This window comes from Hydrogenovibrio kuenenii DSM 12350 (genome assembly GCF_000526715.1).
In the GTDB taxonomy this organism is placed as follows: Bacteria; Pseudomonadota; Gammaproteobacteria; order Thiomicrospirales; family Thiomicrospiraceae; genus Hydrogenovibrio; species Hydrogenovibrio kuenenii.
Genome location: NZ_JAGP01000001.1, coordinates 259,639 through 282,793, shown reverse-complemented (window position 1 = coordinate 282,793; position 23,155 = coordinate 259,639). Strand labels below are relative to the sequence as shown.

The following is a 23,155-nucleotide window of genomic DNA, read 5'->3' as shown; positions in this document are numbered from 1 at the left end:
ACAAAAACGGCAAAAGGCCGACGCAAAAAACGCCAGCCAATTGTCGCTATTTCAGCCGAAGCTGTTAAGTAATTACTTAACTTCGACTTGGATACCAGCTTCTTTAAGATCGTTAGCAAGTGCTTCTGCTTCTTCTTTAGAAACACCTTCTTTAAGAGTGAATGGAGCAGATTCAACTGCTTCTTTCGCTTCTTTAAGACCAAGACCTGTAGCACCACGAACAGCTTTGATCGCAGCAACTTTGTTATCACCAGCACCAGTAAGAATAACGTCAAACTCAGTCTTCTCTTCACCAGCACCAGCACCACCATCACCAGCAGGACCAGAAGCTACCATCGCAGCAGCTGAAACGCCGAATTTTTCTTCCATTGCTTCAACAAGTTCAACAACTTCCATTACTGACATGTTAGCAACAGCTTCTAAAATATCATCTTTTGTAATTGCCATTTTTATATTCCTTAAATTTTGTTTTGCTTATGCAGCAACTTCTTCTTTTTGTTCTTTAACCGCAGTTAAAGCACGAGCCAATTTAGCAACAGGCTCTTTCATAACAAATAGAAGTTTAGCAACCGCTTCATCATATGTAGGTAGAGCAGCAACAGCTGACAATTGCGAGGCATCCAAAACACCTTCACCAATCGACAGTGATTTCACCACTAAAGCTTCGTTATCTTTTGCAAAGTCTTTGAAAACACGTGCCGCATTCCCTAGCTCTTCACCAGAAAATGCAAAGACAAGCGGACCAACAAAACCGTCAGCCATGTCTTCAAACTTAGTACCTTGCACTGCGCGACGTACTAGCGTGTTTTTAACAACACGTACTTGCACGTTCGCATCACGAGCTTTTGCACGAAGTTCAGTTAATTGTGCTACTGACAACCCACGATATTCGGCTGCAACGATTGAACCAGCACCAGCAACAATTGCTGAAACTTCTTCAACGACAGCTTTCTTACCTTCAATATTGAGCGCCATATAACTTCTCCAACAAGGTTCATTTCTAAACCATCCATCTACGTAGGCTTTAAACTATTAAGAAAGTAACTTATACCTTCACCTACGGTCTGCGATGGGCACCCAAAAACTAAGCAAGACTTAATTTAAGGTATCCCAAACCGCATTCTTACCCCTGCAAAACAGGGGTAAAAATTTCTTACAACGTTGACTGATCCAACTCAATACCTGGACCCATCGTGCTAGAAACAGAAACTTTCTTCAAATAAGTTCCTTTAGCAGACGCAGGCTTAAGCTTGTTTAAACCTTCAATCAACGCATTTAAATTTTCTTTCAACTTATCTGCATCAAAAGTAGCTTTACCGATAGAGGCATGAACAATACCAGCTTTATCTGCACGGTAACGAACCTGTCCAGATTTTGCATTCTTAACAGCTGAAGCAACATCAGGTGTTACCGTCCCTGTTTTAGGGTTAGGCATCAACCCACGTGGACCAAGAACTTGACCCAACATACCAACGACACGCATTGCATCAGGAGAAGCAACAACAACATCAAAATCCATCATGCCGCCTTTAATTTCAGCAGCCAACTCATCCATACCTACAAAATCAGCACCAGCATCTTTTGCAGCTTGAGCATTCGCTTCACCAGTAAAAACAGCAACACGAACATCTTTACCTGTACCGTTAGGAAGAACTGTCGCGCCACGAACAACTTGGTCAGACTTACGAGGATCAATCCCTAATTTAATTGCAACATCTACAGACTCTGCAAATTTTGAAGTTGCCAATTCAGACACAAGCGCCAAAGCTTGAGCGGCGTCGTATGATTTTGTTGAATCAACTTTATCAGCGAACAACTTTTGTTTTTTTGTTAACTTTGCCATATCAATTACCCTTCAACCGTTAAGCCCATACTACGAGCTGAACCTGCAATAATGTTTACTGCAGCATCCAAATCGTTTGCGTTCAAATCAGCCATCTTAGCATTGGCAATTTCTTCCAGCTGAGCACGAGTAACCGTACCAACTTTATTCAAGTTAGGCACACCAGAACCCTTTTGGATACCAGCAGCTTTCTTCAACAAAATTGAAGCTGGAGGTGTTTTGGTAACAAACGTAAAGCTCTTATCACTGTAAACAGAAATAACAACAGGAATAGGAAGACCTTTTTCCACTGATTGAGTCTGCGCATTAAATGCTTTACAGAACTCCATAATGTTCACACCATGCTGACCTAGAGCAGGACCAACCGGTGGACTAGGATTTGCATTTCCCGCAGGAACTTGCAACTTGATATAGGCATCAATTTTCTTTGCCATTTTCTTTCTCCTTGTGGGTACAAACGTCTATTCAACTCCCCAGGGTTACAAAAACTTAAACTAGCTTTTTTCGACTTGAGTAAATTCAAGCTCTACAGGCGTAGAACGCCCGAAAATCAATACTGACACTTGAAGCTTGTTTTTGTCATAATCAATTTCTTCAACAACTGCTTCAAAGTCTTTAAACGGACCATCAATAACACGAACCATTTCACCAGGCTCATAAATAACTTTAGGACGTGGCTTATCAACACCATCAGAAACCTTCTGAAGAATGCGATCAACTTCTTTCTGAGAAATAGGCGCTGGTCGATCTGAAGTACCACCAATAAACCCCATTACCTGAGGAACACTCTTAACCAAATGCCAAGAATCTTCAGCCATTTCCATCTGAACCAAAACATACCCTGGAAAGAACTTACGCTCTGAAGTACGCTTTTTACCGTCACGAATCTCAACAACCTCTTCAGATGGAACTAAAATCTCTCCAAACTTATCCTGAAGACCAGCTCTTTCAATGTACTCACTCAAGCCTTTCTTTACTTTATTCTCATAACCAGAATAAGCATGTACGACATACCATCTTTGAGCCATTTCAACCACCCTGTCCTGTTAATAGCTGGACAATCCATAAAAACAACATATCAACCAGCCACAAAAAGATACTCATTACAATTACGATAGCAAACACAATCAAGGTCATCTGAACAGTTTCTTGACGAGTAGGCCAAATAACTTGTCGAACTTCTTTCTTTGCATTAGACAAATATTTAAACGCCGCCTGCCCTTTCTCTGACTGATAGAAAATAAAGCCAGACAAGGCTGCACCTGCCAACATACCTAAAACTCTAACTACCGCATGCGCATCCGAATAAATATAGTAACCAGCCAAACTAGCAATCAAAACCACTAGTGCTGTGACGTTCTTTATCTTTTCAGAAACGGTGCCGCTTACATCTTTTTCTAGTTTGTGACTCATATAATGTTCATTTCTTTAAACATGAAACAACCTGAAAAATTCAGGTCGTAGAAATTTGGCAGGGGTAGAGGGATTCGAACCCCCAACACCCGGATTTGGAATCCGGTGCTCTACCAATTGGAGCTATACCCCTAGAATTTTTCGCTTAGCGAAAAAAGGGGGGATTATACAATCCCCCCTCTCTTTTTTCAAGTGCTATTTAATTATTCAATAATTTTAGCAACAACACCTGCACCAACTGTACGTCCACCTTCACGAATCGCGAAACGTAGACCTTCGTTCATTGCGATTGGGTTGATCAACTCAACTGTCATCTGAACGTTATCACCTGGCATTACCATTTCTGTTCCTGCTGGCAATTCACATGCACCTGTTACGTCAGTTGTACGGAAGTAGAACTGTGGACGGTAACCGTTGAAGAATGGAGTATGACGCCCACCTTCATCTTTTGATAGCACATACACTTCAGCTTCGAACTTAGTATGTGGTGTTACTGTACCTTTGTGAGCCAATACTTGACCACGTTCGATATCTTCACGCTTAGTACCACGCAATAGGATACCAACGTTATCACCAGCTTCACCTTGGTCTAGAAGCTTACGGAACATTTCTACACCAGTTACAGTTGTTACTGTTGTTGGACGAATACCTACGATTTCGATTTCTTCACCAACTTTAACAACACCTGTTTCTACACGACCTGTTGCTACCGTTCCACGACCTTGGATTGAGAAGATATCTTCTACAGGCATTAGGAATGGCTTGTCAGTGTCACGCTCTGGCGTTGGGATGTATGTATCTAAAGCGTCAACCAAATCACCGATTTTTGCTTCGTACGCTGGGTCACCTTCGATTGCTTTTAATGCAGAACCCATGATTACAGGTGTATCGTCACCTGGGAATTCGTACATATCTAGAAGTTCACGAACTTCCATTTCAACCAATTCTAGCAACTCTTCGTCGTCTACCATATCAACTTTGTTTAGGAAAACAACGATATAAGGTACACCAACCTGACGTGACAGAAGGATGTGCTCACGAGTCTGTGGCATTGGGCCATCAGCTGCTGAACATACTAGGATTGCTCCGTCCATCTGTGCCGCACCAGTGATCATGTTTTTAACATAGTCGGCGTGACCTGGGCAGTCTACGTGAGCATAGTGACGCGTTTCTGATTCATATTCTACGTGTGCTGTAGAGATAGTGATACCACGTGCACGCTCTTCTGGTGCGTTATCAATTGCAGCGTAATCTTTTACGTCACCACCAAATTTCTTACCTTGTACGATTGTCAAGGCCGCTGTAAGAGTTGTCTTACCATGGTCAACGTGACCAATCGTACCAACGTTTACGTGCGGCTTACTACGTTCAAACTTTTCCTTTGCCATGATGCAAACTCCGTTAATAACAGCGACTGAAAATACAGACACTACATAGAATTAAATTGGAGCTCTCAACCAGGATCGAACTGGTGACCTCATCCTTACCATGGATGCGCTCTACCAACTGAGCTATGAGAGCAAATAACAAAAAGGCCCTCCCTATCGACTTTTCCAAATCAACAAAGAGAGCCTCATAAACTGGAGCGGGTAGGGGGAATCGAACCCCCCTCATCGGCTTGGAAGGCCGAGGTAATAGCCAATATACGATACCCGCAAATGTAAACAATGGTGGAGGGTGGTGGATTCGAACCACCGAAGGCTGAGCCAGCAGATTTACAGTCTGCCCCCTTTGGCCGCTCGGGAAACCCTCCTGAATTGTTGGGGCGTATTTTAATTGAAATGACTTTTGTGTCAAGTTAAAAAAGTGTTTTTTCCAAATTTATTTCTTAAGCACATCCTTTTCACTCAACGTAAACAAATATGCACTCTTTCACCCGACTTTTGAATAGTTAAAACTCCAACCTATCAACCAACTTACTCAAAGCTTCCAGTACGCTACTCAAACCTATTGCGCCTATACAAATAACCTGTGAGACAATCGGCACGCCGCCTTGAATATCAGATTATGGTTTAGGATATTCCCATCTCTCGCGCCAACTTTAATAATTCCGTTCGATTTTGCGCACTGGTTTTACGATAAATTTCTTTTACATGAAACTTCACAGTATCAACCGAGCGATTAAGCTGCTCCGCTGCGCTTTTCATTGTGTGGCCTTGCGCAATCAGTTTTAACACAGCCGTTTCCTTGTCACTCAACTTCGGCACTTCATCTAACTCTCTGGCATGATGATTCATCAGCTTACGTGCTAAAGCAGGTGATAACGCAGCCATCCCTCTCCATACATCATGAACAGCATCAGACAAACCTTGCTGCGTTTCCGTTTTTAACACATAACCATCTATCCCCATTCGCATCGCTTTGAAAAAGGTTTCGTCTTCATCAAAAACGGTGTAAATCATGACTTTTGACTCAGAGTTCAAGCCACGAATGGCTGGAATCAATTCAACACCCGCACCATCAGGCAACTCTAAATCTAAAATATACAGTTCAATATCTTCTGATAGTACCCCTCTCGCTTCCTGGATACTTTTAACTGAAGAAACTTCCATCTCAGGAGATGCTTTTTTTAACGCCTCTTTTAAAAACGTTAGGTGCTCTTGACGATCTTCCACCACTAAAACTTTCTTAAACACCGACTGCTTCCCCCTCTTCCAATGGAAATGAAAAGCTCAATATAAACACCCCAGACTCTTCAGTTGCATTCATCTCTCCATGAAGCTCATTCACGCGAGCCTCTATATTTTTCATACCCAGCTGATTAGATACTTCTGTAAAACGCTTTTCAATAACCTCGTTTTCTATACGCACCTCCAAACGATGACCAAACTGATTCACCACCACTTTGACATTATCTGTATCCGAATGCTTCGTTACATTACAGCCCGCTTCTTTCAATATCTTCAGTACATTACTCACCACTTTTGCCGTCACAACATCCTCTGAAGAAATGTTCTTTTCATACCACTCAAGATTGATATCATGCAAAGACATGCGTTCTCGCATCTGTGCTTGCGCTGTCGTCAAAAGATCTTGTAACAACATCTCCTCATCAGACAAAGCGGACAAAATATTTTTAAGGGAATTCATTGCACCATTAGCCAACTGTACCTGCCCATCGCCATCGACACTTCGCATAAGGGCAATCAAGTCCTGAGTTAACTCGTCATGCAAGTCGCGTCTAATTCTCTGACGCTCTTCTTTCACCCCCAGCCACCTCTGTTGTTTGGACGCCTCTACCTCTCGGGCAACATACAAAACGATCTCAACCCATTGTAAATCTTCAGCAGTATAGGTTTGCCCTGACAACTGAGGCTTCAATAAGTAATAGGCCTGTCCATTTAACGTAGGCAGTAAAAGCTCACTGGACTCAAGATAAACCTTCGACTTCGGTTTACTGATTTTCTGATAACTTTGCGGCTGAAAACGCTGCAAAATAAACTGAATATAGACATCTTCCATCCGACGCAAAGAAGATGCCTGAAACATAGGAACAAGCTGTTTTATTGCCTGTAGACACAACGCTTCCGATGGACGACGTTTCCACACAAGCCAAAGTAATAACAAAATAACCACACTTGCCACTACCAGCCCAAATGCCATCATCGTCTCAACAGAATTTTGCAATTTTCTAACCCTACAGTTTTTTGCCATCAATCAATATTTCTTAATTTTACCGTTTTCTCACCAGAAAGATGTCGCGAGTTTCATCACCATTTCATGGCTAGACTGATAAAATCATCTCATTATTTTCAGCCATGAGAAACCGCTTTGGAAACGCATTGCAATCTTGACGCTTTCAGCATCATTTACCAAGACGATGATTTTGTCGCCATCCACAAACCCGCAGGTTTATTGGTACACCGTTCTCCCATCGACAAGCATGAAACCCAGTTTGCCGTGCAAATCACTCGTGACACTATTGGCCAGCAAGTCTTTCCAATCCATCGTCTGGACAAACCTACCTCTGGCCTACTGCTTTTTGCACTCAACCCTGATGCGGCTCGCAATCTCAGCGACCAGTTTATGGAACATAGCATTGAAAAAACCTATGTCGCCCTATGCCGAGGCTGGACACCGGAAAACGGTGATATCGATAAGCCACTTAAATATCACAAAGACAAGCTTGCCGATAAAGACAAACGGGCTGAAGACATACTGCAAGATGCGTTCACACATTATGAACGCCTAGCAACCACCCAGGTCGAACACAAAATGGGACGCTTTGAGTTTCAACGCTACTCACTGGTCAAACTACAACCTAAAACCGGACGTAAACACCAACTTCGCCGCCACCTAAACCATATCAGCCATCCCATTATTGGCGATGTACAACATGGTGACAGACACCACAACCACTTCTTTAACCAATGGCTTGGGCAACACAGACTCTACCTTGCAGCCACGTCACTACAATTCACCCACCCAACAACGGGCGAGACCATGACGCTTAACGCCCCTTTGGAAGCCAGCTTCACCAACACCTTAAATAAGCTTTGGCCCAATCAAGAGCTGAATCCCATACTGGATTGATTTCTTTCACCCCCTACCCAGCCTGGCAGATTTTTGTCACAATACAGGCAACATTCAAAAAGACCAAAAACTATGACGCCTTCAAAACCAAATCTATCCGAACATTGGAAAGAACTCCTCGCCTTTGACCAACAACATATCTGGCACCCTTACGCCAAAATGCCGGCTGACACACCTGCGATAGGCGTTGCAAGCACCCAAGGATCGGTTATCACCTTGGCGGACGGTACAGAATTGGTCGATGGCATGTCATCTTGGTGGGCAGCGTTACACGGCTACAACCACCCAAAAATCCAACAAGCCATGCATGAACAAATCGACATCATGCCGCACATCATGTTTGGTGGTTTGACCCATGAACCTGCGATTGAACTGTCAAAGCGTCTAGTCAAACTCACCCCCGAAGGGCTGGATAAAGTTTTCCTAGTCGATTCCGGCTCAGTGGCAATGGAAGTCGCGATTAAAATGGCGCTGCAATATTGGGTAAGCAAAGACCAGCCAAACAAAAACCGGCTACTCACGGTTCGCAACGGTTATCACGGTGACACCTTCGCCACCATGGCTGTATGTGATCCCGTCAATGGCATGCATAGCTTGTTTTCAGAAATCCTGACGCAACACTACTTCGCCCCTGAACCGGAAATGGGCTTTGATATTGAATCAGACAATCAGGACATCAACTCACTGAAAACCATGCTTGAAGAACATCATAATAATATCGCTGCCGTGACCATCGAACCGATTGTGCAAGGTGCGGGCGGCATGCGTTTTTACCGCCCGGACTATCTCAAACAGTTACGCCAGTTGTGCGATGAATACGGTGTGCTATTGATTGCCGATGAAATCGCTACCGGCTTTGGTCGCACCGGAAAGTTATTCGCGTGTGAATGGGCGGGCATCACGCCAGATATCATGACGTTGGGTAAAACTCTAACGGGCGGGCACATCAGCTTAGCCGCCACACTGGCAACGACAGACGTTAGTGACACTATCAGCAGCAATGTCGGCGACCTCAATCCCGGCTTACTGATGCACGGCCCCACCTTTATGGGCAACCCACTCGCCTGTGCTGCCGCTATCGCCAATATAGATGTTTTAATGAACTCACCCTGGCAGGACAACATTCAACGCATTGAAGAGCACTTTACGGAGACGCTATTGCCACTTAAAGAACTGGAGGGTGTGGCGGATGCACGTGTACTCGGGGCGATTGGCGTGATTGAGCTGGAAAGAAGCGACCTTGGCCCACAAGTTCAGGCAAAAGGGATTGAAAATGGTATCTGGCTCAGACCTTTCGGCAGACTGGTTTACACCATGCCGGCTTATAATATTTCTCAGTCAAACTTATCCAAACTGACATCAATGCTCACATGCACTTTAGGTACAGTTATTGCAAAATGAAAATCTCTAAACATAACAATTCTCATTACCTTGAGCTACAGAATAAGAGTGTAGAAATAAATCACTATTGCCATGATTTTGACGAAATTGAGCACTACTTGGGGGCTCAGTTTCTAATAGAAAATAACGATGCTTGCACCTATTCAGATATTGCAGATATAGAGCTCAATAAATACCCTAACTCTCTATGCCTTAGTATTGACGTAAAAAATAATACTTACGAACCTTTTTTTCACTTCCTAATAGCAAAAAGAAGCAATAAGATATTTTTGAGAGGTTATATCAGTTATTCAATAGATAATTTCCAAGACAGCATACACCCCAAGAAAATAGCTGACTTAACCAAAACCAAATTAAAAGAACTTAATGCATTTAATATAGAAGGCCCAATACTAGAAGATAGCTTTTATTTTTTAGAATTCTCTATAGAGTTATCGCAACAAAGCACTCTTGAACAGGAAGTCTTGAGAATTTCTACCTTTTTGGCTAATGCTCAAACCACTCTAATCAGCCAATTTAATATTTTTGAGGGAATAACAACAAAAATCAATCTCCCTAATGAATACAAGCATACCTTTGGTCAGTATTTAGCTTATTTCGGAGAGTTCCTAGCGGACTTGGGCATTGATGCTGATACATCTATAACTACAAAGAAAAATGAACTTCTGTTAAGCATAAACCCAAACAACAAAGACGAAGCAATTGAAAATATTTATTTAGCACTCGCAAGCTATCTTTCTCTTGCCGATGACGACTCTGAAACATTCCTAATTCCGACCCAGGAAAAGTCATCCGAGATGAAACTTCAGCAATTAATGTCTCAAGTTAATCACTTGAAATCGCAACTTAAAATGATTGGGCACATCGCTTCTTTACAAGAAAAACACATTAACCTTTTAGAAGCTTCAGCTCCAAACAACCAAACGGTTTTAATTAACAATGAAAGCAAAAACCAAATCAAAAAGAATGAATACTGGGAACCTGTAAAAGGAATAAAAATTACAACATACAAAGGAAAGTTTTTTGAAATTGATATTCCTACATTGATACGGAAATTCACAAAAAATAACTAATCTAATTTAGTTGCTATCGCAACATAAGAGTCCACAGGCATACTACCTTTGATTTCAACAGACACCTCGGCAAATCCTGTTGACTCCAACAGCGCAACTACATCTTGCTGCGTATAGCGCAAAAAGACTTCTTGGTTCAACTGCATCTGGTCGATTTGCGCTTTATCTCTAAACCCCATCACGAATAGCCCACCCGGTTTCAACACTCGTAGAATTTCTTGTAAATGTGGCTCTGGTGGATGCCAGAAATATAGGGTATTGCCCGTCACCACCTTGTCGAAATGATTGTCTTCATACGACATCAGGTCACTACAACCTTCACACAACTCCAGACAACCCGATTCAATATGTGGCTGATTGCGAATCGTTGCCTGCTCGATCATGGTTTTGGAAAAATCAATACCATGCACTTTGCCTTCTTCTATACGTTCGGACAAATCCGCTAACATCACCCCAGGACCAAAACCGATTTCAAGAATGCAATCGGTTGATTTCACATCCAACTTTTCCAGCATAAAGGCATTCAAAGCAGCATTACCATGCACAAACATCGGCTGTAAAACATATTTCCCCAAAAAGCCAGTTGGCTTTCTCGCTTGGTGCGCCAAGGTCTTTTCCGAGACCAAATACTTGATAATCCTCATGAGGCGACTAAACATTTTAGGTGACATTTTTTAAACTCCAGAAAACAAAAAAGCCACCGATTGGTGGCTTTCTTTTGGTGATACTTGAAACCAATCAGGCTTCAATTATTTCATAGCTATGCGTCATTTCGGCTGTTTTTTCCAGCATTTTGGAAACAGAACAGTACTTTTCGGCAGACAACTCAACCGCACGAGCGACTTTCTTTTCATTCAAGTCAGTACCCGTAACAGTAAAGTGCAGATTGATTTTGGTGTACACCGCAGGTACGGCATCGGCACGCTCTGAGGTGATTTCCATTTGGCAATCCTTGACGTCTTGCTTGCCTTTTTCCAGCATCATAATCACATCGATACCGGAGCAACCACCCAAGCCCATCAATAAAAGTTCCATAGGGCGCGAACCACGATCTTCCCCGCCGACTTCCTTTGATGCATCCATCATGACCTTATGACCAGTTGATGAAGTTGCTTCGAATGCTTTACCGCCTTTCCACTCTACTTTGATCGACATATTCTTTCCTTTTATTCCTGAGCATCTTCGCTGTGATCTATCAAGTCTTCGACCACAACCACTTTTGGCTTAGGATAATAGTTAAATTCCGTTGCAGATGCAATGGTGTAGGCACCCATCTGCTTCGCAATCATAATATCGCCAACCGCTAAATCAGGTAGTTCGGCATCTTCATCGACTACGTCAATAGAATCACAGGTCGGCCCGGCCAAAACACTCGGAAAGAAATCACCCGTTGGGTCAATTGGCTGCAAAGGTGCAATCGGATATTTTGCGTGATCGTAGATCTGACCACTCAAAGCACCATAAACACCATCATCCAAATAGTACCAAGTACGCGCGCCACGCTTTGCCTTACCAATAATGGTCATGACTTCAATCATGGAAGGCGCGGAAATAAAACGCCCAGGCTCTGCAAAGACCTCAATACCTTCTGGTAACTCTGCCAAAGCATCCATAATCGGCACACAGAAATCCTGAATCGGCATGACTGGGCCTTGGTAAGAAACCGGAAAGCTTCCGCCAATATCCAGCCACTTCCAATTGACATCGGTCATTTCGCTCATCGCTGCAATCGATGCATTGATGGCATTTGCCTGCGCCATCGGTGACAAAGACTGCGAACCAACGTGGAAAGATAAACCAGATATCGTCAAACCATTATCCACCGAAAAATCTACCAGGCTGGGTAGCTCTTCTAGCGCACAACCGAACTTACGGGACAAATCCACCACGGCATCTTGGCTACGGAAACTGACACGCACCATCAACTCTACTTGGTCTTTATAAGGCAAGAACTTACTCACCTCTTCCAAGTTATCGACAACAAATCGTGTACAACCAAATGCCAAGGCATGGCGGATTTCTTTGTCTTTTTTAATCGGGTGGGTATGAATACAGTCCTGACCTTTAACCCCAAGACCTTCAACCAAATCGACTTCACCAGAAGTCGCCAAGTCAAATTGCCCGCCCAATTTTTTCAAGCGCTTAATCAATGCTGGGTGAGATAAAGACTTAACAGCATAAAACAACTTCACGCCAGGCAAAGCTTCTTGCAAGGCGTTGTATTGGTATTCCACTTCCTGTAAATCAAGCACCATAAAAGGGGTTTCGTGCTGGCGCACCAACTCCTCAAGCGAAGCTCGATCAAACTGTTCTAGTTCATCAGGGTGACTTTGTTCAGCAAAGTGCTGAACCAACTCTTGTGAGTCCATTACTTCATTACATCCAATACATATTGCGGTAAGGCGAAAGAGCCTTTGTGCAATTCAGGTGTATAAAAACGTGTTGTGATGCCAGACGCTTTGAAACGCTCTGCAATCACTTCTTTTGACACTTCTTTCAATGCCAAATTATCCGTTGCCCATGCAAATGTCATGATACCGCCAACATAAGTTGGTACTGCGCCTGAGTAGAAGCTTGCTTGCTTGAACAAAGGAGACAAACGTTTGAATGTCGTCGTCACTTCATCGGTCTGCATAAAGCTCACACCGTTTTGCGCCACGAACACACCTTCTTCTGTCAGGCAGTTTTTAATACCTTCATAGAAGCGAGACGTGAACAATACTTCACCCGGCCCCATAGGGTCAGTCGAGTCGGAAATAATGACATCAAATTTCTCTGTGCATTCGTTAACGAAATCTACACCATCGGCAATGACGATATTCGCTTTTGGGTTATCGTAAGCACCAGCAGAATGGTTCGGCAAATACTGAATACACATATCAATCACTTGTTGGTCGATTTCAACCTGAGTGACAGACTCCACTTCTGGGTGTTTCAATACTTCACGTAAGATACCGCCATCACCACCGCCGATGATCAGCACTTTCTTCGCATTGCCATGAGCAAACAAAGGCACGTGCGTCATCATTTCATGATAGATGAACTCGTCTTTTTCAGTGGTTTGAATCACACCGTCCAACGCCATCACCGTACCCCATTGGTCATTTTTGAAAATAACCAACTTCTGGTGTCCAGTATCCACTTCAAACAACACTTCGTTCATTACGAACTGCTGTCCCCAAGTTGGGTAAAGGGTTTCCAGATAATTATTCGCCATCTTTTTCTACCTCACCTCGTAGCATGGTATCTAATTTTACTTCAGATGGTGTAAAGGCTTCTCTCAAGACTTCAATCGCTTTTTCAGGCTCAGAGTCACCACACATAAAGACATCAAATGCCGCGTAGTTTCTTTCAGGCCAAGAGTGAACGCTGATATGAGATTCTGCCAAAACGGCAACACCAGAAATCCCACCATTTGGCGTGAAATGATGCAAGTGAATGTGCAACAAAGTTGCCTTGGCTTTTTCAACACCTTCGCGAAGTGCATCTTCCATGAGTTGCAAATCATCCAAACGGCTTGCGCCCCAGAAATCAGCAATCAAATGCGTACCGGCAAAGGTTTTGCCATTACGACAAATAAAGTGATCCAGCGTTTGGTCTTCTACTGCTTGATCATGGGTTGGCCAAGTGTCATCGATAACCGTTGTTTTTTCAATAACTTCGAAATGGTCATTACTTGTGACCAAAATATTTTCTGCTTGTGGCATTAGGAGGATACCTTTATAAAACACCCGCATGAAATTAGAAGTGAATACGGATGAATGATTAATAACAATTCAGATAAACAAAGGCTAGTTCACTGAACCCCAACCACGACTTGAAAAGCTATCTTTTCTATCGTGAGGTTTAACCATTTTTCTTTCTGTTTCCTTCGGTCTGACCGTTAGGTTTCTGTGTGAAAAAGGAGAAGCGTATTATTCCCCTTTTAAAAGGATTTGCAAGTTATTTTTTTATGAATTTTTATATATGATGCAAAAAATATTGCCTATGTATTTCTTTATTGAAAACAACTAATTACAGGACACTTCTTAGCACCTAACTGAATAGCATCTGTTTTTTGCATATCTAAAAGTGTCGATTTAATATTTTCATCATTAGGTGCTGCTTTTACACCACACTTGGCTGCCAATATTGCCGCATCCTGACACCCATAGGATTTTAAAATATAGGCATAGTTATTCCACAGCTGAACATTTGAAGAAAACCTAGGCAAAATACTTTTCATATTCGAAATAGCTTCTGCAAAATCTTTTTGCTTATATTGTAAATTGGTCAGCGCAATCCAGACGTCTGGTTGATCGAGCCAGTGTTTTGTTGCAGCTTGATAAGCTACTTTTGCTGCCTGTATTTTCCCTACTTGTTCCAAATCATAAGAAGCTTGCAGCCAGTTTTTCACGTTTGCCGTTTTTGGAATGTGATTGGGTTGCGTAATAACTAGCCCCCAATATTGGGATTTCCGCCAAGTCTGTTCGAAATTGGAAAAACTGGTTTCCCATCGCTTGGTTGTTGCCGAACGTAACACAATAGATTCATGCGCCAAATCATATCCGACTACCACCGAAAAGTGCCACATGGGAAAGGTATCAAAACTTAAGTTCTGTAATACCAGCACTGGATTACCGGCACTCACTTCCGACAATAAATCAGACATTTTCGGTGCTAACGGGTATGCAACCAATCCATACTGTCGAGCCGCTGCAACCATCTCAAGCTGAAAACTTCCTTTTCTATTTGGGACATAAACTTTATCTGTCAAATCATCTGGCTTGACCGACTGATGTCGATAATTGAGCACAGTTGCTAAAGCTGCTGGCCCACATTGATATTCTGATTGAGGAAAAAATGGAACCTGCGTCAATTCTGCTTTGGCAGGCAAATCTTCAGGCATATTTTTTTCGAGTAGCCTGGTTTGAGGAGCAATTGCACAGCCCTGTAACAAAAGAGCTAAAACGAAAACACCCGACAGAAACCGGGTGCTTTTGAAAGAGTGAAATACAGCCACGCCTTTATCTTACTGGTTTAATAAATGGGAATATATCCGTAGCGCCAATAACATCTGTAATTACAAATACAATAAATATTAGAACCACTATCCCTAATACATCGCCACCTGCTGGCATCGCTTCCATTTTGTGGTTGATTTCAGAAACTTCCTGATCGGTCATAGAAGCAACACGGCTTTTCACCTGATCTGGCGATACTCCCATAGAGACCAACTGTTGTTTTACTTCATCTCGGTCAAGAAATGCCGCTAATTTTACTCGTTCATTGACCATAGATTGCTGATGCAACATCTCACCAGTACCAATCATGGCAGCCTGAACAGGTAGTACAAAACTAGCTAGCAAAGTCAAAATCATGCTTAATGCAATTGTCTTTCTCATGGCAACCTCCTTATAAAGCTTCCGATTTAAAAGTAACACTTATATTATTTTTGCACAATGCAATTATATTAATGACTTACTGACAATCTGCACAAAGACTCCTTCTCTTTGTGGGTAGATGGTAATCAAAGAATCAGCCTCTAATTATGACTCGCCAGTACCGAAATTATCCGCGACATAATCAATGTCTTTGTCACCACGACCAGACAAATTAAGCAGCATGGTACAACCTGGTTGTTCTTTGGCTTGCTTCATCGCCCAAGCAACGGCATGCGAACTTTCCAATGCTGGAATAATCCCTTCCATGCGTGACAACTTATAGAAAGCATCCAGCGTTTCGTCATCGGTCACGGCATGGTAGTTCACCTTTCCTGCTGTTTTGAGGAATGAATGCTCTGGGCCAACCCCTGGGTAATCCAAGCCGGAAGCAATAGAATGCACCGGTGCAGGGTTGCCTTCTTCATCTTCCAGTAGCATACACTTGAAACCATGGATCATTCCCGGCTTACCGTAAGTCATGGTCGCCGAGTGCTCACCCAGCTTGGTACCACGCCCCAATGGCTCGACACCGTTTTTGATCACCTTATCGTCATCCATAAATCCGGCGAACAAGCCCATTGCATTGGAACCACCCCCAACACAGGCACCGACATGATCCGGCAATTCGCCGGTCATTTCCAGATACTGCTCACGCGCCTCAAACCCGACGACAGACTGGAAATTACGCACCATCAATGGGAAAGGGTGTGGTCCAACTACCGAACCGATAGCAAACAAAGCGGTATCCGCTTGAGGCACATAAGATTGGAACGCGGAGTCAACTGCTTCTTTCAAGCTGCGACCACCAAAGCTTACTGGCACCACCGTCGCGCCTAAAAGTTTCATTCGCGTGACGTTCGGTGCTTCTTTGGCAATGTCGATTTCGCCCATGTGGATTTCACATTCCATCCCAAAATAAGCCGCTGCTGTCGCCAAGGCAACACCATGTTGCCCAGCTCCCGTTTCGGCAATCAGCTTAGTTTTACCCATGTGTTTCGCCAATAAGGCTTCAGCCATACAGTGATTTAACTTGTGGGCACCAGAATGATTCAGGTCTTCACGTTTCAAATAAATATGCGCACCAACTTCTCTGCTCAAATTGTGGGCGTAATAAACAGGTGTTGGTCGGCCTTGGTAGTGTTTGCGAATATACTTTAGCTCATTTAGAAAATCTGCCGAACGCCCCAGCTCTTGGTAGGCTTTATTGATTTCTTCAAAATGTGGAACCAGCTCGGGCGGTAGAAAAGCTCCACCAAAGTCACCAAAGAACCCTTCTTGATTCGGTTGATTTTTTAAATAAGACACCTGTTATCTCCTCTTGAATATCAAATCACTTTTACTAAGCGTTTTAAAAGGATACACAGAATAAAAACAGACTGCTAGAGATTTTTTAGAGTGGAATTAACAAGAAAAAGTTGGAATAAATACGGATGACTTGATTAATAACAATTCAGATGAACAAAGGCTAGCTCGCCCATATCACAAGCACTATTTTTACCGTGAAGCTTAAGAATTTTTCTTTCAGCCCCCTTCAGTTAAACCTTGGGGGGTTCTGTAAAACATAGAAGCGACTACCTCACGCCATAAGAATGCTTTTTGTCGCGCATAAACAAATTTAGTTCAACTTAAAACTAGGTAAAAACTCCTTTAATTATAATACTCGAGCATTTTTATTAATTGAACCAAAGGAAGTTTTGATGAAAAAGTTTTTTATCGGTGCTTTGACTATTGTTTCAGCCATGTCTTTATCAAATATGGCTCAAGCAAAGGAAAGTAACTACTATTTAAAGGCTGGCGTTGGCTTTGAAACAACACAAGCAGTTAGCGCAAAAGACAAAGAAACCACTTCAAGCACAGTTTATAACTATGGCTACAACTATGAATCGGAAAGTATTCAAAACTATAGTATAGATCTAGGACTCCGCGTAAATAAACTCTATACACTTGAAGCTGCTTACCAATATACACCTGAGTTCACAATTACCTCTCCTTCTGTTGAAGTAAATGGCACTCTTAAGACTCAGTACAGTACAAAGACTCAAATCAATTTATCAACCTTGATGATCAAAAACCTATTTAGTTTATCTGAAGCTTTTAAACTGAACTGGAAAACCAAACCTTATTTAGGCTTGGGAATCGGCATGTCAAGCTACTCCAATAAAACAAAAAGCTATAACAACGGTACTCAAGTGAGCGAAATGGAATCCAAGACCGATACGAACTTTGTTTACCAAGGCCTAATTGGAGCTACTTATCCGCTAACTAAAAAATTAGATATTGACCTGTCTTATGCCTATACCAATTATGGCAAAATAGCATCCAGCGAGAAAGTTATTAACAGTAGCAACCAAATGACAGCTATCGACAAACCTACTTTAACCTCTAACCAGCTCCATATCGCTGTCAGATACGACTTTTAAGCTTTTCTTTAAGTTGCTAGCTTCCATGCATTGCCAGGAAGCTACGCAAATCATTTTCGAAACAATTCAGCCAGCTTTTCGCCTGGATTATCGGCTCGCATAAAGGTTTCACCAACCAGGAAACTGTTGACCTCATGCTCACGCATTTGCGCGACATCGTCCGGTGTTAAAATACCGCTTTCTGTAATCACAATACGATTATCAGGGATCATATCCAGCATTCTAAAAGTGGTTTCCAAAGAAACATCAAACGTATGCAAGTCACGGTTATTGATACCGATCATCGGTAATGGCAACTGCAATGCGCGCTCCATTTCTTCTTCGTTATGCACTTCTACCAAAACATCCATCCCCAATTGCAAAGCGGTTTGCGTCAGTTCATACAGTTGCGCATCACCAATGGCCGCGGCTATCAGCAAAATGCAGTCAGCGCCAATGGCACGTGCTTCATAGACTTGATAGTCATCAACGATAAAGTCTTTACGGATAATCGGCAGGTCGACCGCTTCGCGCACGGCTTGCAGGTATTCATTACTGCCTTGGAAAAAATCACGATCAGTCAGCACTGACAAACAGGCTGCACCATGTGCTTCGTAGCTTTTGGCTATTTCAACTGGATCAAAAGGATCACGCATCACGCCTTTACTTGGAGAGGCTTTTTTAATTTCTGCAATTACTGCAGACTGACCTGCATCTAGCTTAGCACGCATGGCTTCAGCAAAACCCTTAGCAGGCGACATCATCATCGCTTTTTGCTTCATCTCGCGAAGAGAGATTTTTTCACAGCCTTCTTGGATTTCTTCAAGCTTACGGAAAATAATTTTCTTTAGAATGTCTGGGGTTTGGTGCGCTTTCATTACATAACTCTTTATTGTTCTTTTTTATTAAAATCTGCCAGGCTGGGGTATTACCTTACAACTAAAAGGCTTTGGTTTTATTGATAAACTCATGGAATTTAGCCATGACCTTACCCTCAGCAATCAGACGTTTTGCTTTCAACACACCTTCGGCATAATCTTCTGCTAAACCAGCAGTATAAATTGCAGCACCAGCATTTAAGCAAACGATGTCTTTGGCTGCGCCATCATCATTGGCAAACACGGCAGTAATGATATTGACACTTTCCTGTGCGGAATCAATCGCCAAATCATCCAAGTTCACGTGATCCATATCATAGTCATAAGGATCAATTGTCCATTGGGTAATTTTGCCATCTTTTAGCTCAGCAACATGGGTTAAGCTGGCAATAGAAATCTCATCCATCCCATCTTCGGCATGAACGACCATCACTCGCTTAGAGCCGAGTGCTTGTAACACTTTAGCAAAAGCTACCAATAAATCTTTGCTATAAACACCCAACACTTGATTGGGTGCCGCTGCAGGATTAGCCAATGGCCCTAGTATATTGAAAAGCGTTCTAACACCCAGCTCTCTGCGAACCCCAATAACATGCTTCATCGCAGAATGATGCGCAGGCGCAAACATGAAGCCAATACCCAACTCTTTCACACACTCAGCAACTTGTTCAGCAGACAAATCCAAGTTCACACCTGCTGCTTCCAGCACGTCGGCACTACCGGACTTTCCGGCATTAGAACGCCCACCATGCTTAGCGACTTTTGCACCGGCTGCTGCTGCAACGAATGCGGAAGCGGTAGAGATATTAAAGGCGTTAATACCATCGCCACCCGTACCGCAGGTATCGACCATGTGCTCTTTATCTTCGACTTCCACTTTAGTAGATAGACTTCTCATCACTTTGGCGGCAGCGGTCATTTCGTCAATGGTTTCGCCTTTTGCTCTTAGAGCAATCAGAATAGCAGCAGTTTGTGCATCGGTGGTTTCCCCAGACATAAGCGCATTCATCACCATTTCCATCTGGTCAGACGAGAGGTCTTTGTGATCCAATAATTGATTCAATACATCTTTCACATTCATTGAATTACACCTCTATTTTTCCAGTTTTTTGTTCTAAGAAATTTTTCAGCATGGCATGACCCTGCTCAGTCAAAATGGATTCGGGATGGAATTGAACACCTTCAATCGGCAGGGTTTTATGACGCACTCCCATGATTTCATCAAAGTTGCCATCTTCATCTTGTGTCCAAGCAGTCACTTCCAAACAATCCGGCAAAGTCTCTTGTTCAATGACTAATGAGTGATAGCGTGTTGTTTGCACGGGATTCGGCAAGCCAGCAAAACACCCTACATTGTGATGGTAAACGGGAGAGGTCTTACCATGCATCACTTGCTTGGCGCGAATGATATTACCGCCAAATGCTTGACCGATAGACTGATGCCCAAGACACACGCCCAAAATCGGCACTTTTCCCGCAAAGTGATGAATCGCCTCTACTGAAATACCCGCTTCTGTAGGCGTACATGGGCCGGGAGAAATCACCAGGTAATCAGGGTTTAGCGTCTCAATGGTTTCTAAATCGATTTGGTCGTTGCGATGTACCTCTACCTGCTGACCTAGCTCACCAAAATACTGGACTAGGTTGTAGGTAAAGGAGTCGTAATTATCAATCATTAATAACATATTCTTTTCTCCGGCTAACTAACGATGCCCAGCATCAGGGTTGGTTGCTTTCAAACCATTTTGAACAAACTCGACGGCTTTAAAAATTGCACGTCCTTTATTCATGGTTTCATCCCACTCTGACTGAGGCACAGAGTCAGCCACAATACCGGCGCCTGCCTGCACGAATAACTTCTTATCCTTAATGACCGCAGTACGAATGGCAATCGCAGTATCCATATTGCCATGCCATCCGAGATACCCCACTGCGCCGGCATAAACACCGCGCTTAACCGGTTCCAGCTCATCGATAATTTCCATTGCGCGAATCTTCGGTGCACCAGAAACCGTGCCCGCTGGGAAGGTTGCTCGCAACACATCCATCGGGCTCATACCTGGTTTCAGATCACCATTTACATTGGAAACGATATGCATGACATGAGAATAACGCTCGACAATCATCTTTTCGGTTAACTCAACACTACCCACTTGTGCAATGCGGCCGACATCATTTCGACCCAAATCAATCAGCATCAAATGCTCAGCCAGCTCTTTTGGATCTGACAATAAATCGGCTTCCAACGCCTGATCTTTTTCAGGTGTTGTACCTCGACGACGTGTCCCAGCAATAGGCCGCACTGTGACTTGATTGTCTTCTAGACGCACCAGAATTTCAGGCGACGAACCAACGATTTGTAATTCACCCAAATCCACAAAGAACATGTAAGGTGATGGGTTTAAGTGGCGTAATGCGCGGTATAAATCTAAGGGTTCATGCTCAAAATCAACCGACATCTGCTGTGAAAGAACGATCTGCATCGCATCACCTGCAAGGATGTATTCTTTGATACTGGCAACAGCTTGCTTAAACGCTTCTTCACCGAAGCTCGAATGAAAGTCTTGTTCGCCAAGCAACTCGGAAGGTTCTGGTTCGCTAGGCACTGGCATAGGCGTACGAATAAGGTCGGCTATTTCAGTAATTCGCACTTGCGCTTTGGCTTCCGCATCGGCTTTAGATAGGTCTGCATGAACAATAATATGAAGCTGCCCGCTCAAATTATCGAACACAACCACTTCTTCGGACACAAGCAAGACAATATCCGGTGCGCCAATATCATCACGCTCTGGCACGGAATTCTTGAGCTTTGTTTCCATATAACGCACAGCGTCATAACCGAAATAGCCAACCAAGCCACCGCTGAATGCAGGCATGCCCGCTTCAGGATAAACATTAAAACGATTTTGAAAAGCTTCGATCCATGCCAAAGGGTCATCCGACACTTGCTGCTCTAAAATGTCATCGCCATCAAGTAAGGTGATTTGCTGCCCCTTAACGACCAAGCGTTTTGAGCAGGGCAGCCCGATAATAGAATAACGACCCCATTTATCTCCGCCTTGAACCGACTCAAACAAGTAGCTCTGTGGCTGGTTTGCCACTTTGTGGTAAACACTTAATGGGGTTTCATAATCGGACAGCATGGTATGCATGACCGGAGTGGTTTTGTAGCCTTGGTTAGCCAAGCGGCTAAAATGTGAATTGCTCATTGTGTGATCTCTTAATTAACTGTTTCGAAGTTTTGTCTGCTGTCTTTCATACCTTTTAAGTCGCCAAAGTTGCCACAAACCCTGTACTGAGCACCATAGGGGTTTGGTCACAACAATGAAAAGCGCTTTTATAAAAGACATATCTAACAAGCTTCCTTTTAGTTAATTTTGAATCAGTTTGCCGCTTCTAAATAGTTCGGCAATTCCATAAAGGAATCCATCACTGCATCAGGGGTGTAGTCACGGATATCTTCACCATGATTGTACCCATAAGTCATACAGAAAATATGGAATCCTGCTGCTCTAGCCGCTTTAACATCAGAGCGAGAATCGCCGATCATCAAAGCATTTTCAGGCGCAACGCCTAATTGTTCTGCCGCGAATAATAACGGCATTGGGTGTGGTTTTTTCTCAGCACAAGTATCGCCGGAAACGACCACTTCAAAATGATCATAAAGACCTTTATCTTTTAGCAATGGAACAGTAAAGGCTTCAGCCTTATTGGTAACGCAAGCAACACGGTAACCCTGAGCCTTCATCCATTCGATACCTTCAACAACACCTTCATAAACACATGAACGTTGTGAAGTATTTTCTTTATACAATTCTAGGAAAATTGGATATGCTTTATCCATCAAGTTTTGATCAGGCATCCCTTCAACTGAGTTAATCAAGGCTCTTTCAGTCAAACGCTGAACGCCATTACCAACCCAGTCTCTAACCGCTTCTTCACCGCGAACAGGCATACCAAGTTGCTTCATCATTTCATCAACACAGTAAGCCAAGTCCGGCACGCTATCGATAAGCGTACCATCCAAATCAATCAATACAAATCCGGGTTTAATTTTTTCAATCGACATCTTTTTTCCAATTCTTAATTAGGTTTACAACCTAGCGATTGTGACTGCTTATTCAATTGTGCAGCTCACCTGACAGAAGCTTCTGCCTTGCAAATTCTTTGTTGTTTTAAATGGCAAAAACGC

26 protein-coding genes and 4 tRNA genes are annotated in these 23,155 nt (G+C 43.1%); 4 read left to right on the top strand and 26 right to left on the bottom strand.

The window, feature by feature from the left end; translation table 11 throughout:
* Positions 1-72 precede the first annotated feature (72 nt).
* From rplL to N745_RS0101165, 13 genes are all read right to left on the bottom strand, one after another.
* Entirely contained in the window at positions 73-447 is a 375-nt protein-coding gene (gene rplL / locus N745_RS0101225) for a 50S ribosomal protein L7/L12 (RefSeq protein WP_024850323.1), read from the bottom strand.
* A gap of 27 nt (positions 448-474) precedes the next feature.
* Positions 475-975, bottom strand: a complete 501-nt coding sequence (gene rplJ, locus N745_RS0101220; RefSeq protein ID WP_024850322.1) for a 50S ribosomal protein L10 — start codon at positions 973-975, stop codon at positions 475-477.
* Between the two features lie 178 nt (positions 976-1,153).
* Entirely contained in the window at positions 1,154-1,843 is a 690-nt protein-coding gene (gene rplA, locus N745_RS0101215) for a 50S ribosomal protein L1 (protein WP_024850321.1), read from the bottom strand.
* 5 nt (positions 1,844-1,848) lie between these two features.
* A complete protein-coding gene (gene rplK / locus N745_RS0101210) occupies positions 1,849-2,277 on the bottom strand; it encodes a 50S ribosomal protein L11 (protein WP_024850320.1) in 429 nt (142 codons plus the stop codon).
* A gap of 60 nt (positions 2,278-2,337) precedes the next feature.
* Positions 2,338-2,871: a transcription termination/antitermination protein NusG gene (nusG, locus tag N745_RS0101205; RefSeq protein ID WP_024850319.1), complete on the bottom strand. Its 534-nt coding sequence runs from the start codon at positions 2,869-2,871 to the stop codon at positions 2,338-2,340.
* A 1-nt stretch (position 2,872) separates the two neighbouring features.
* Positions 2,873-3,256: a preprotein translocase subunit SecE gene (gene secE / locus N745_RS0101200; RefSeq protein ID WP_024850318.1), complete on the bottom strand. Its 384-nt coding sequence runs from the start codon at positions 3,254-3,256 to the stop codon at positions 2,873-2,875.
* Between the two features lie 56 nt (positions 3,257-3,312).
* Positions 3,313-3,389, bottom strand: a tRNA-Trp gene (locus tag N745_RS0101195).
* Between the two features lie 70 nt (positions 3,390-3,459).
* Positions 3,460-4,644 carry an elongation factor Tu gene (gene tuf / locus N745_RS0101190; RefSeq protein WP_024850317.1) on the bottom strand — a complete coding sequence of 395 codons (1,185 nt, stop codon included), beginning with the start codon at positions 4,642-4,644 and terminating at the stop codon, positions 3,460-3,462.
* A gap of 57 nt (positions 4,645-4,701) precedes the next feature.
* Positions 4,702-4,777, bottom strand: a tRNA-Thr gene (locus tag N745_RS0101185).
* Positions 4,778-4,837: 60 nt separating this feature from the next.
* A tRNA-Gly gene (locus N745_RS0101180) sits at positions 4,838-4,912 on the bottom strand.
* Positions 4,913-4,924: 12 nt separating this feature from the next.
* A tRNA-Tyr gene (locus tag N745_RS0101175) sits at positions 4,925-5,009 on the bottom strand.
* A gap of 259 nt (positions 5,010-5,268) precedes the next feature.
* Complete coding sequence (locus N745_RS0101170; protein ID WP_024850316.1) at positions 5,269-5,892, bottom strand: response regulator; 624 nt, start codon at positions 5,890-5,892, stop codon at positions 5,269-5,271.
* Positions 5,885-6,883 carry a sensor histidine kinase gene (locus N745_RS0101165; RefSeq protein ID WP_157833726.1) on the bottom strand — a complete coding sequence of 333 codons (999 nt, stop codon included), beginning with the start codon at positions 6,881-6,883 and terminating at the stop codon, positions 5,885-5,887. The genes N745_RS0101170 and N745_RS0101165 overlap by 8 nt, the downstream gene beginning before the upstream one ends.
* Before the next feature lie 144 nt (positions 6,884-7,027).
* Between N745_RS0101165 and N745_RS0101160 the strand changes: the two genes are divergently transcribed.
* The 3 genes from N745_RS0101160 to N745_RS0101150 all read left to right on the top strand — a co-directional run bounded on the left by N745_RS0101160 (position 7,028) and on the right by N745_RS0101150 (position 10,263).
* On the top strand, positions 7,028-7,789 hold the full coding sequence (locus N745_RS0101160) for a pseudouridine synthase (RefSeq protein WP_024850314.1): 762 nt from the start codon (positions 7,028-7,030) through the stop codon (positions 7,787-7,789).
* 72 nt (positions 7,790-7,861) lie between these two features.
* Complete coding sequence (locus N745_RS0101155; protein WP_024850313.1) at positions 7,862-9,190, top strand: adenosylmethionine--8-amino-7-oxononanoate transaminase; 1,329 nt, start codon at positions 7,862-7,864, stop codon at positions 9,188-9,190.
* Positions 9,187-10,263, top strand: a complete 1,077-nt coding sequence (locus N745_RS0101150; RefSeq protein WP_024850312.1) for a hypothetical protein — start codon at positions 9,187-9,189, stop codon at positions 10,261-10,263. The genes N745_RS0101155 and N745_RS0101150 overlap by 4 nt, the downstream gene beginning before the upstream one ends.
* Here N745_RS0101150 and N745_RS12150 read toward each other — a convergent pair.
* The 8 genes from N745_RS12150 to trpB form a co-directional block, all read right to left on the bottom strand.
* Positions 10,260-10,934, bottom strand: a complete 675-nt coding sequence (locus N745_RS12150; protein ID WP_024850311.1) for a class I SAM-dependent methyltransferase — start codon at positions 10,932-10,934, stop codon at positions 10,260-10,262. The genes N745_RS0101150 and N745_RS12150 overlap by 4 nt on opposite strands.
* A gap of 67 nt (positions 10,935-11,001) precedes the next feature.
* Positions 11,002-11,418: an OsmC family protein gene (locus tag N745_RS0101140; protein WP_024850310.1), complete on the bottom strand. Its 417-nt coding sequence runs from the start codon at positions 11,416-11,418 to the stop codon at positions 11,002-11,004.
* 11 nt (positions 11,419-11,429) lie between these two features.
* Positions 11,430-12,632 carry a type III PLP-dependent enzyme gene (locus N745_RS0101135; protein WP_024850309.1) on the bottom strand — a complete coding sequence of 401 codons (1,203 nt, stop codon included), beginning with the start codon at positions 12,630-12,632 and terminating at the stop codon, positions 11,430-11,432.
* Positions 12,632-13,480, bottom strand: coding sequence for a polyamine aminopropyltransferase (gene speE / locus N745_RS0101130; protein WP_024850308.1), 849 nt, complete (start codon positions 13,478-13,480; stop codon positions 12,632-12,634). Before speE ends, N745_RS0101135 begins: the two co-directional genes overlap by 1 nt.
* On the bottom strand, positions 13,470-13,970 hold the full coding sequence (gene speD, locus N745_RS0101125) for an adenosylmethionine decarboxylase (RefSeq protein ID WP_024850307.1): 501 nt from the start codon (positions 13,968-13,970) through the stop codon (positions 13,470-13,472). The genes speE and speD overlap by 11 nt, the downstream gene beginning before the upstream one ends.
* Before the next feature lie 290 nt (positions 13,971-14,260).
* Positions 14,261-15,151 (bottom strand): PA2778 family cysteine peptidase, encoded by an 891-nt coding sequence (locus tag N745_RS0101120; RefSeq protein WP_157833725.1) that lies wholly within the window; start codon positions 15,149-15,151, stop codon positions 14,261-14,263.
* Positions 15,152-15,269: 118 nt separating this feature from the next.
* Positions 15,270-15,647, bottom strand: a complete 378-nt coding sequence (locus N745_RS0101115) for a DUF6627 family protein (protein WP_024850305.1) — start codon at positions 15,645-15,647, stop codon at positions 15,270-15,272.
* Between the two features lie 144 nt (positions 15,648-15,791).
* Positions 15,792-16,991, bottom strand: a complete 1,200-nt coding sequence (trpB, locus tag N745_RS0101110) for a tryptophan synthase subunit beta (RefSeq protein WP_024850304.1) — start codon at positions 16,989-16,991, stop codon at positions 15,792-15,794.
* 392 nt (positions 16,992-17,383) lie between these two features.
* Here trpB and N745_RS0101105 point away from each other — a divergent pair, with 392 nt between their 5' ends.
* On the top strand, positions 17,384-18,106 hold the full coding sequence (locus tag N745_RS0101105; RefSeq protein ID WP_024850303.1) for an outer membrane protein: 723 nt from the start codon (positions 17,384-17,386) through the stop codon (positions 18,104-18,106).
* A 50-nt stretch (positions 18,107-18,156) separates the two neighbouring features.
* Here N745_RS0101105 and trpC read toward each other — a convergent pair whose 3' ends face one another.
* The 5 genes from trpC to N745_RS0101080 all read right to left on the bottom strand — a co-directional run bounded on the left by trpC (position 18,157) and on the right by N745_RS0101080 (position 23,032).
* Positions 18,157-18,963 (bottom strand): indole-3-glycerol phosphate synthase TrpC, encoded by an 807-nt coding sequence (gene trpC, locus N745_RS0101100; protein ID WP_024850302.1) that lies wholly within the window; start codon positions 18,961-18,963, stop codon positions 18,157-18,159.
* Positions 18,964-19,024: 61 nt separating this feature from the next.
* Positions 19,025-20,044 (bottom strand): anthranilate phosphoribosyltransferase, encoded by a 1,020-nt coding sequence (gene trpD, locus N745_RS0101095; RefSeq protein ID WP_024850301.1) that lies wholly within the window; start codon positions 20,042-20,044, stop codon positions 19,025-19,027.
* A 4-nt stretch (positions 20,045-20,048) separates the two neighbouring features.
* Entirely contained in the window at positions 20,049-20,648 is a 600-nt protein-coding gene (locus N745_RS0101090; RefSeq protein ID WP_024850300.1) for an anthranilate synthase component II, read from the bottom strand.
* 18 nt (positions 20,649-20,666) lie between these two features.
* Positions 20,667-22,172 carry an anthranilate synthase component I gene (gene trpE, locus N745_RS0101085; protein ID WP_024850299.1) on the bottom strand — a complete coding sequence of 502 codons (1,506 nt, stop codon included), beginning with the start codon at positions 22,170-22,172 and terminating at the stop codon, positions 20,667-20,669.
* A gap of 173 nt (positions 22,173-22,345) precedes the next feature.
* Positions 22,346-23,032, bottom strand: coding sequence for a phosphoglycolate phosphatase (locus N745_RS0101080; RefSeq protein WP_024850298.1), 687 nt, complete (start codon positions 23,030-23,032; stop codon positions 22,346-22,348).
* Positions 23,033-23,155 lie beyond the last annotated feature (123 nt).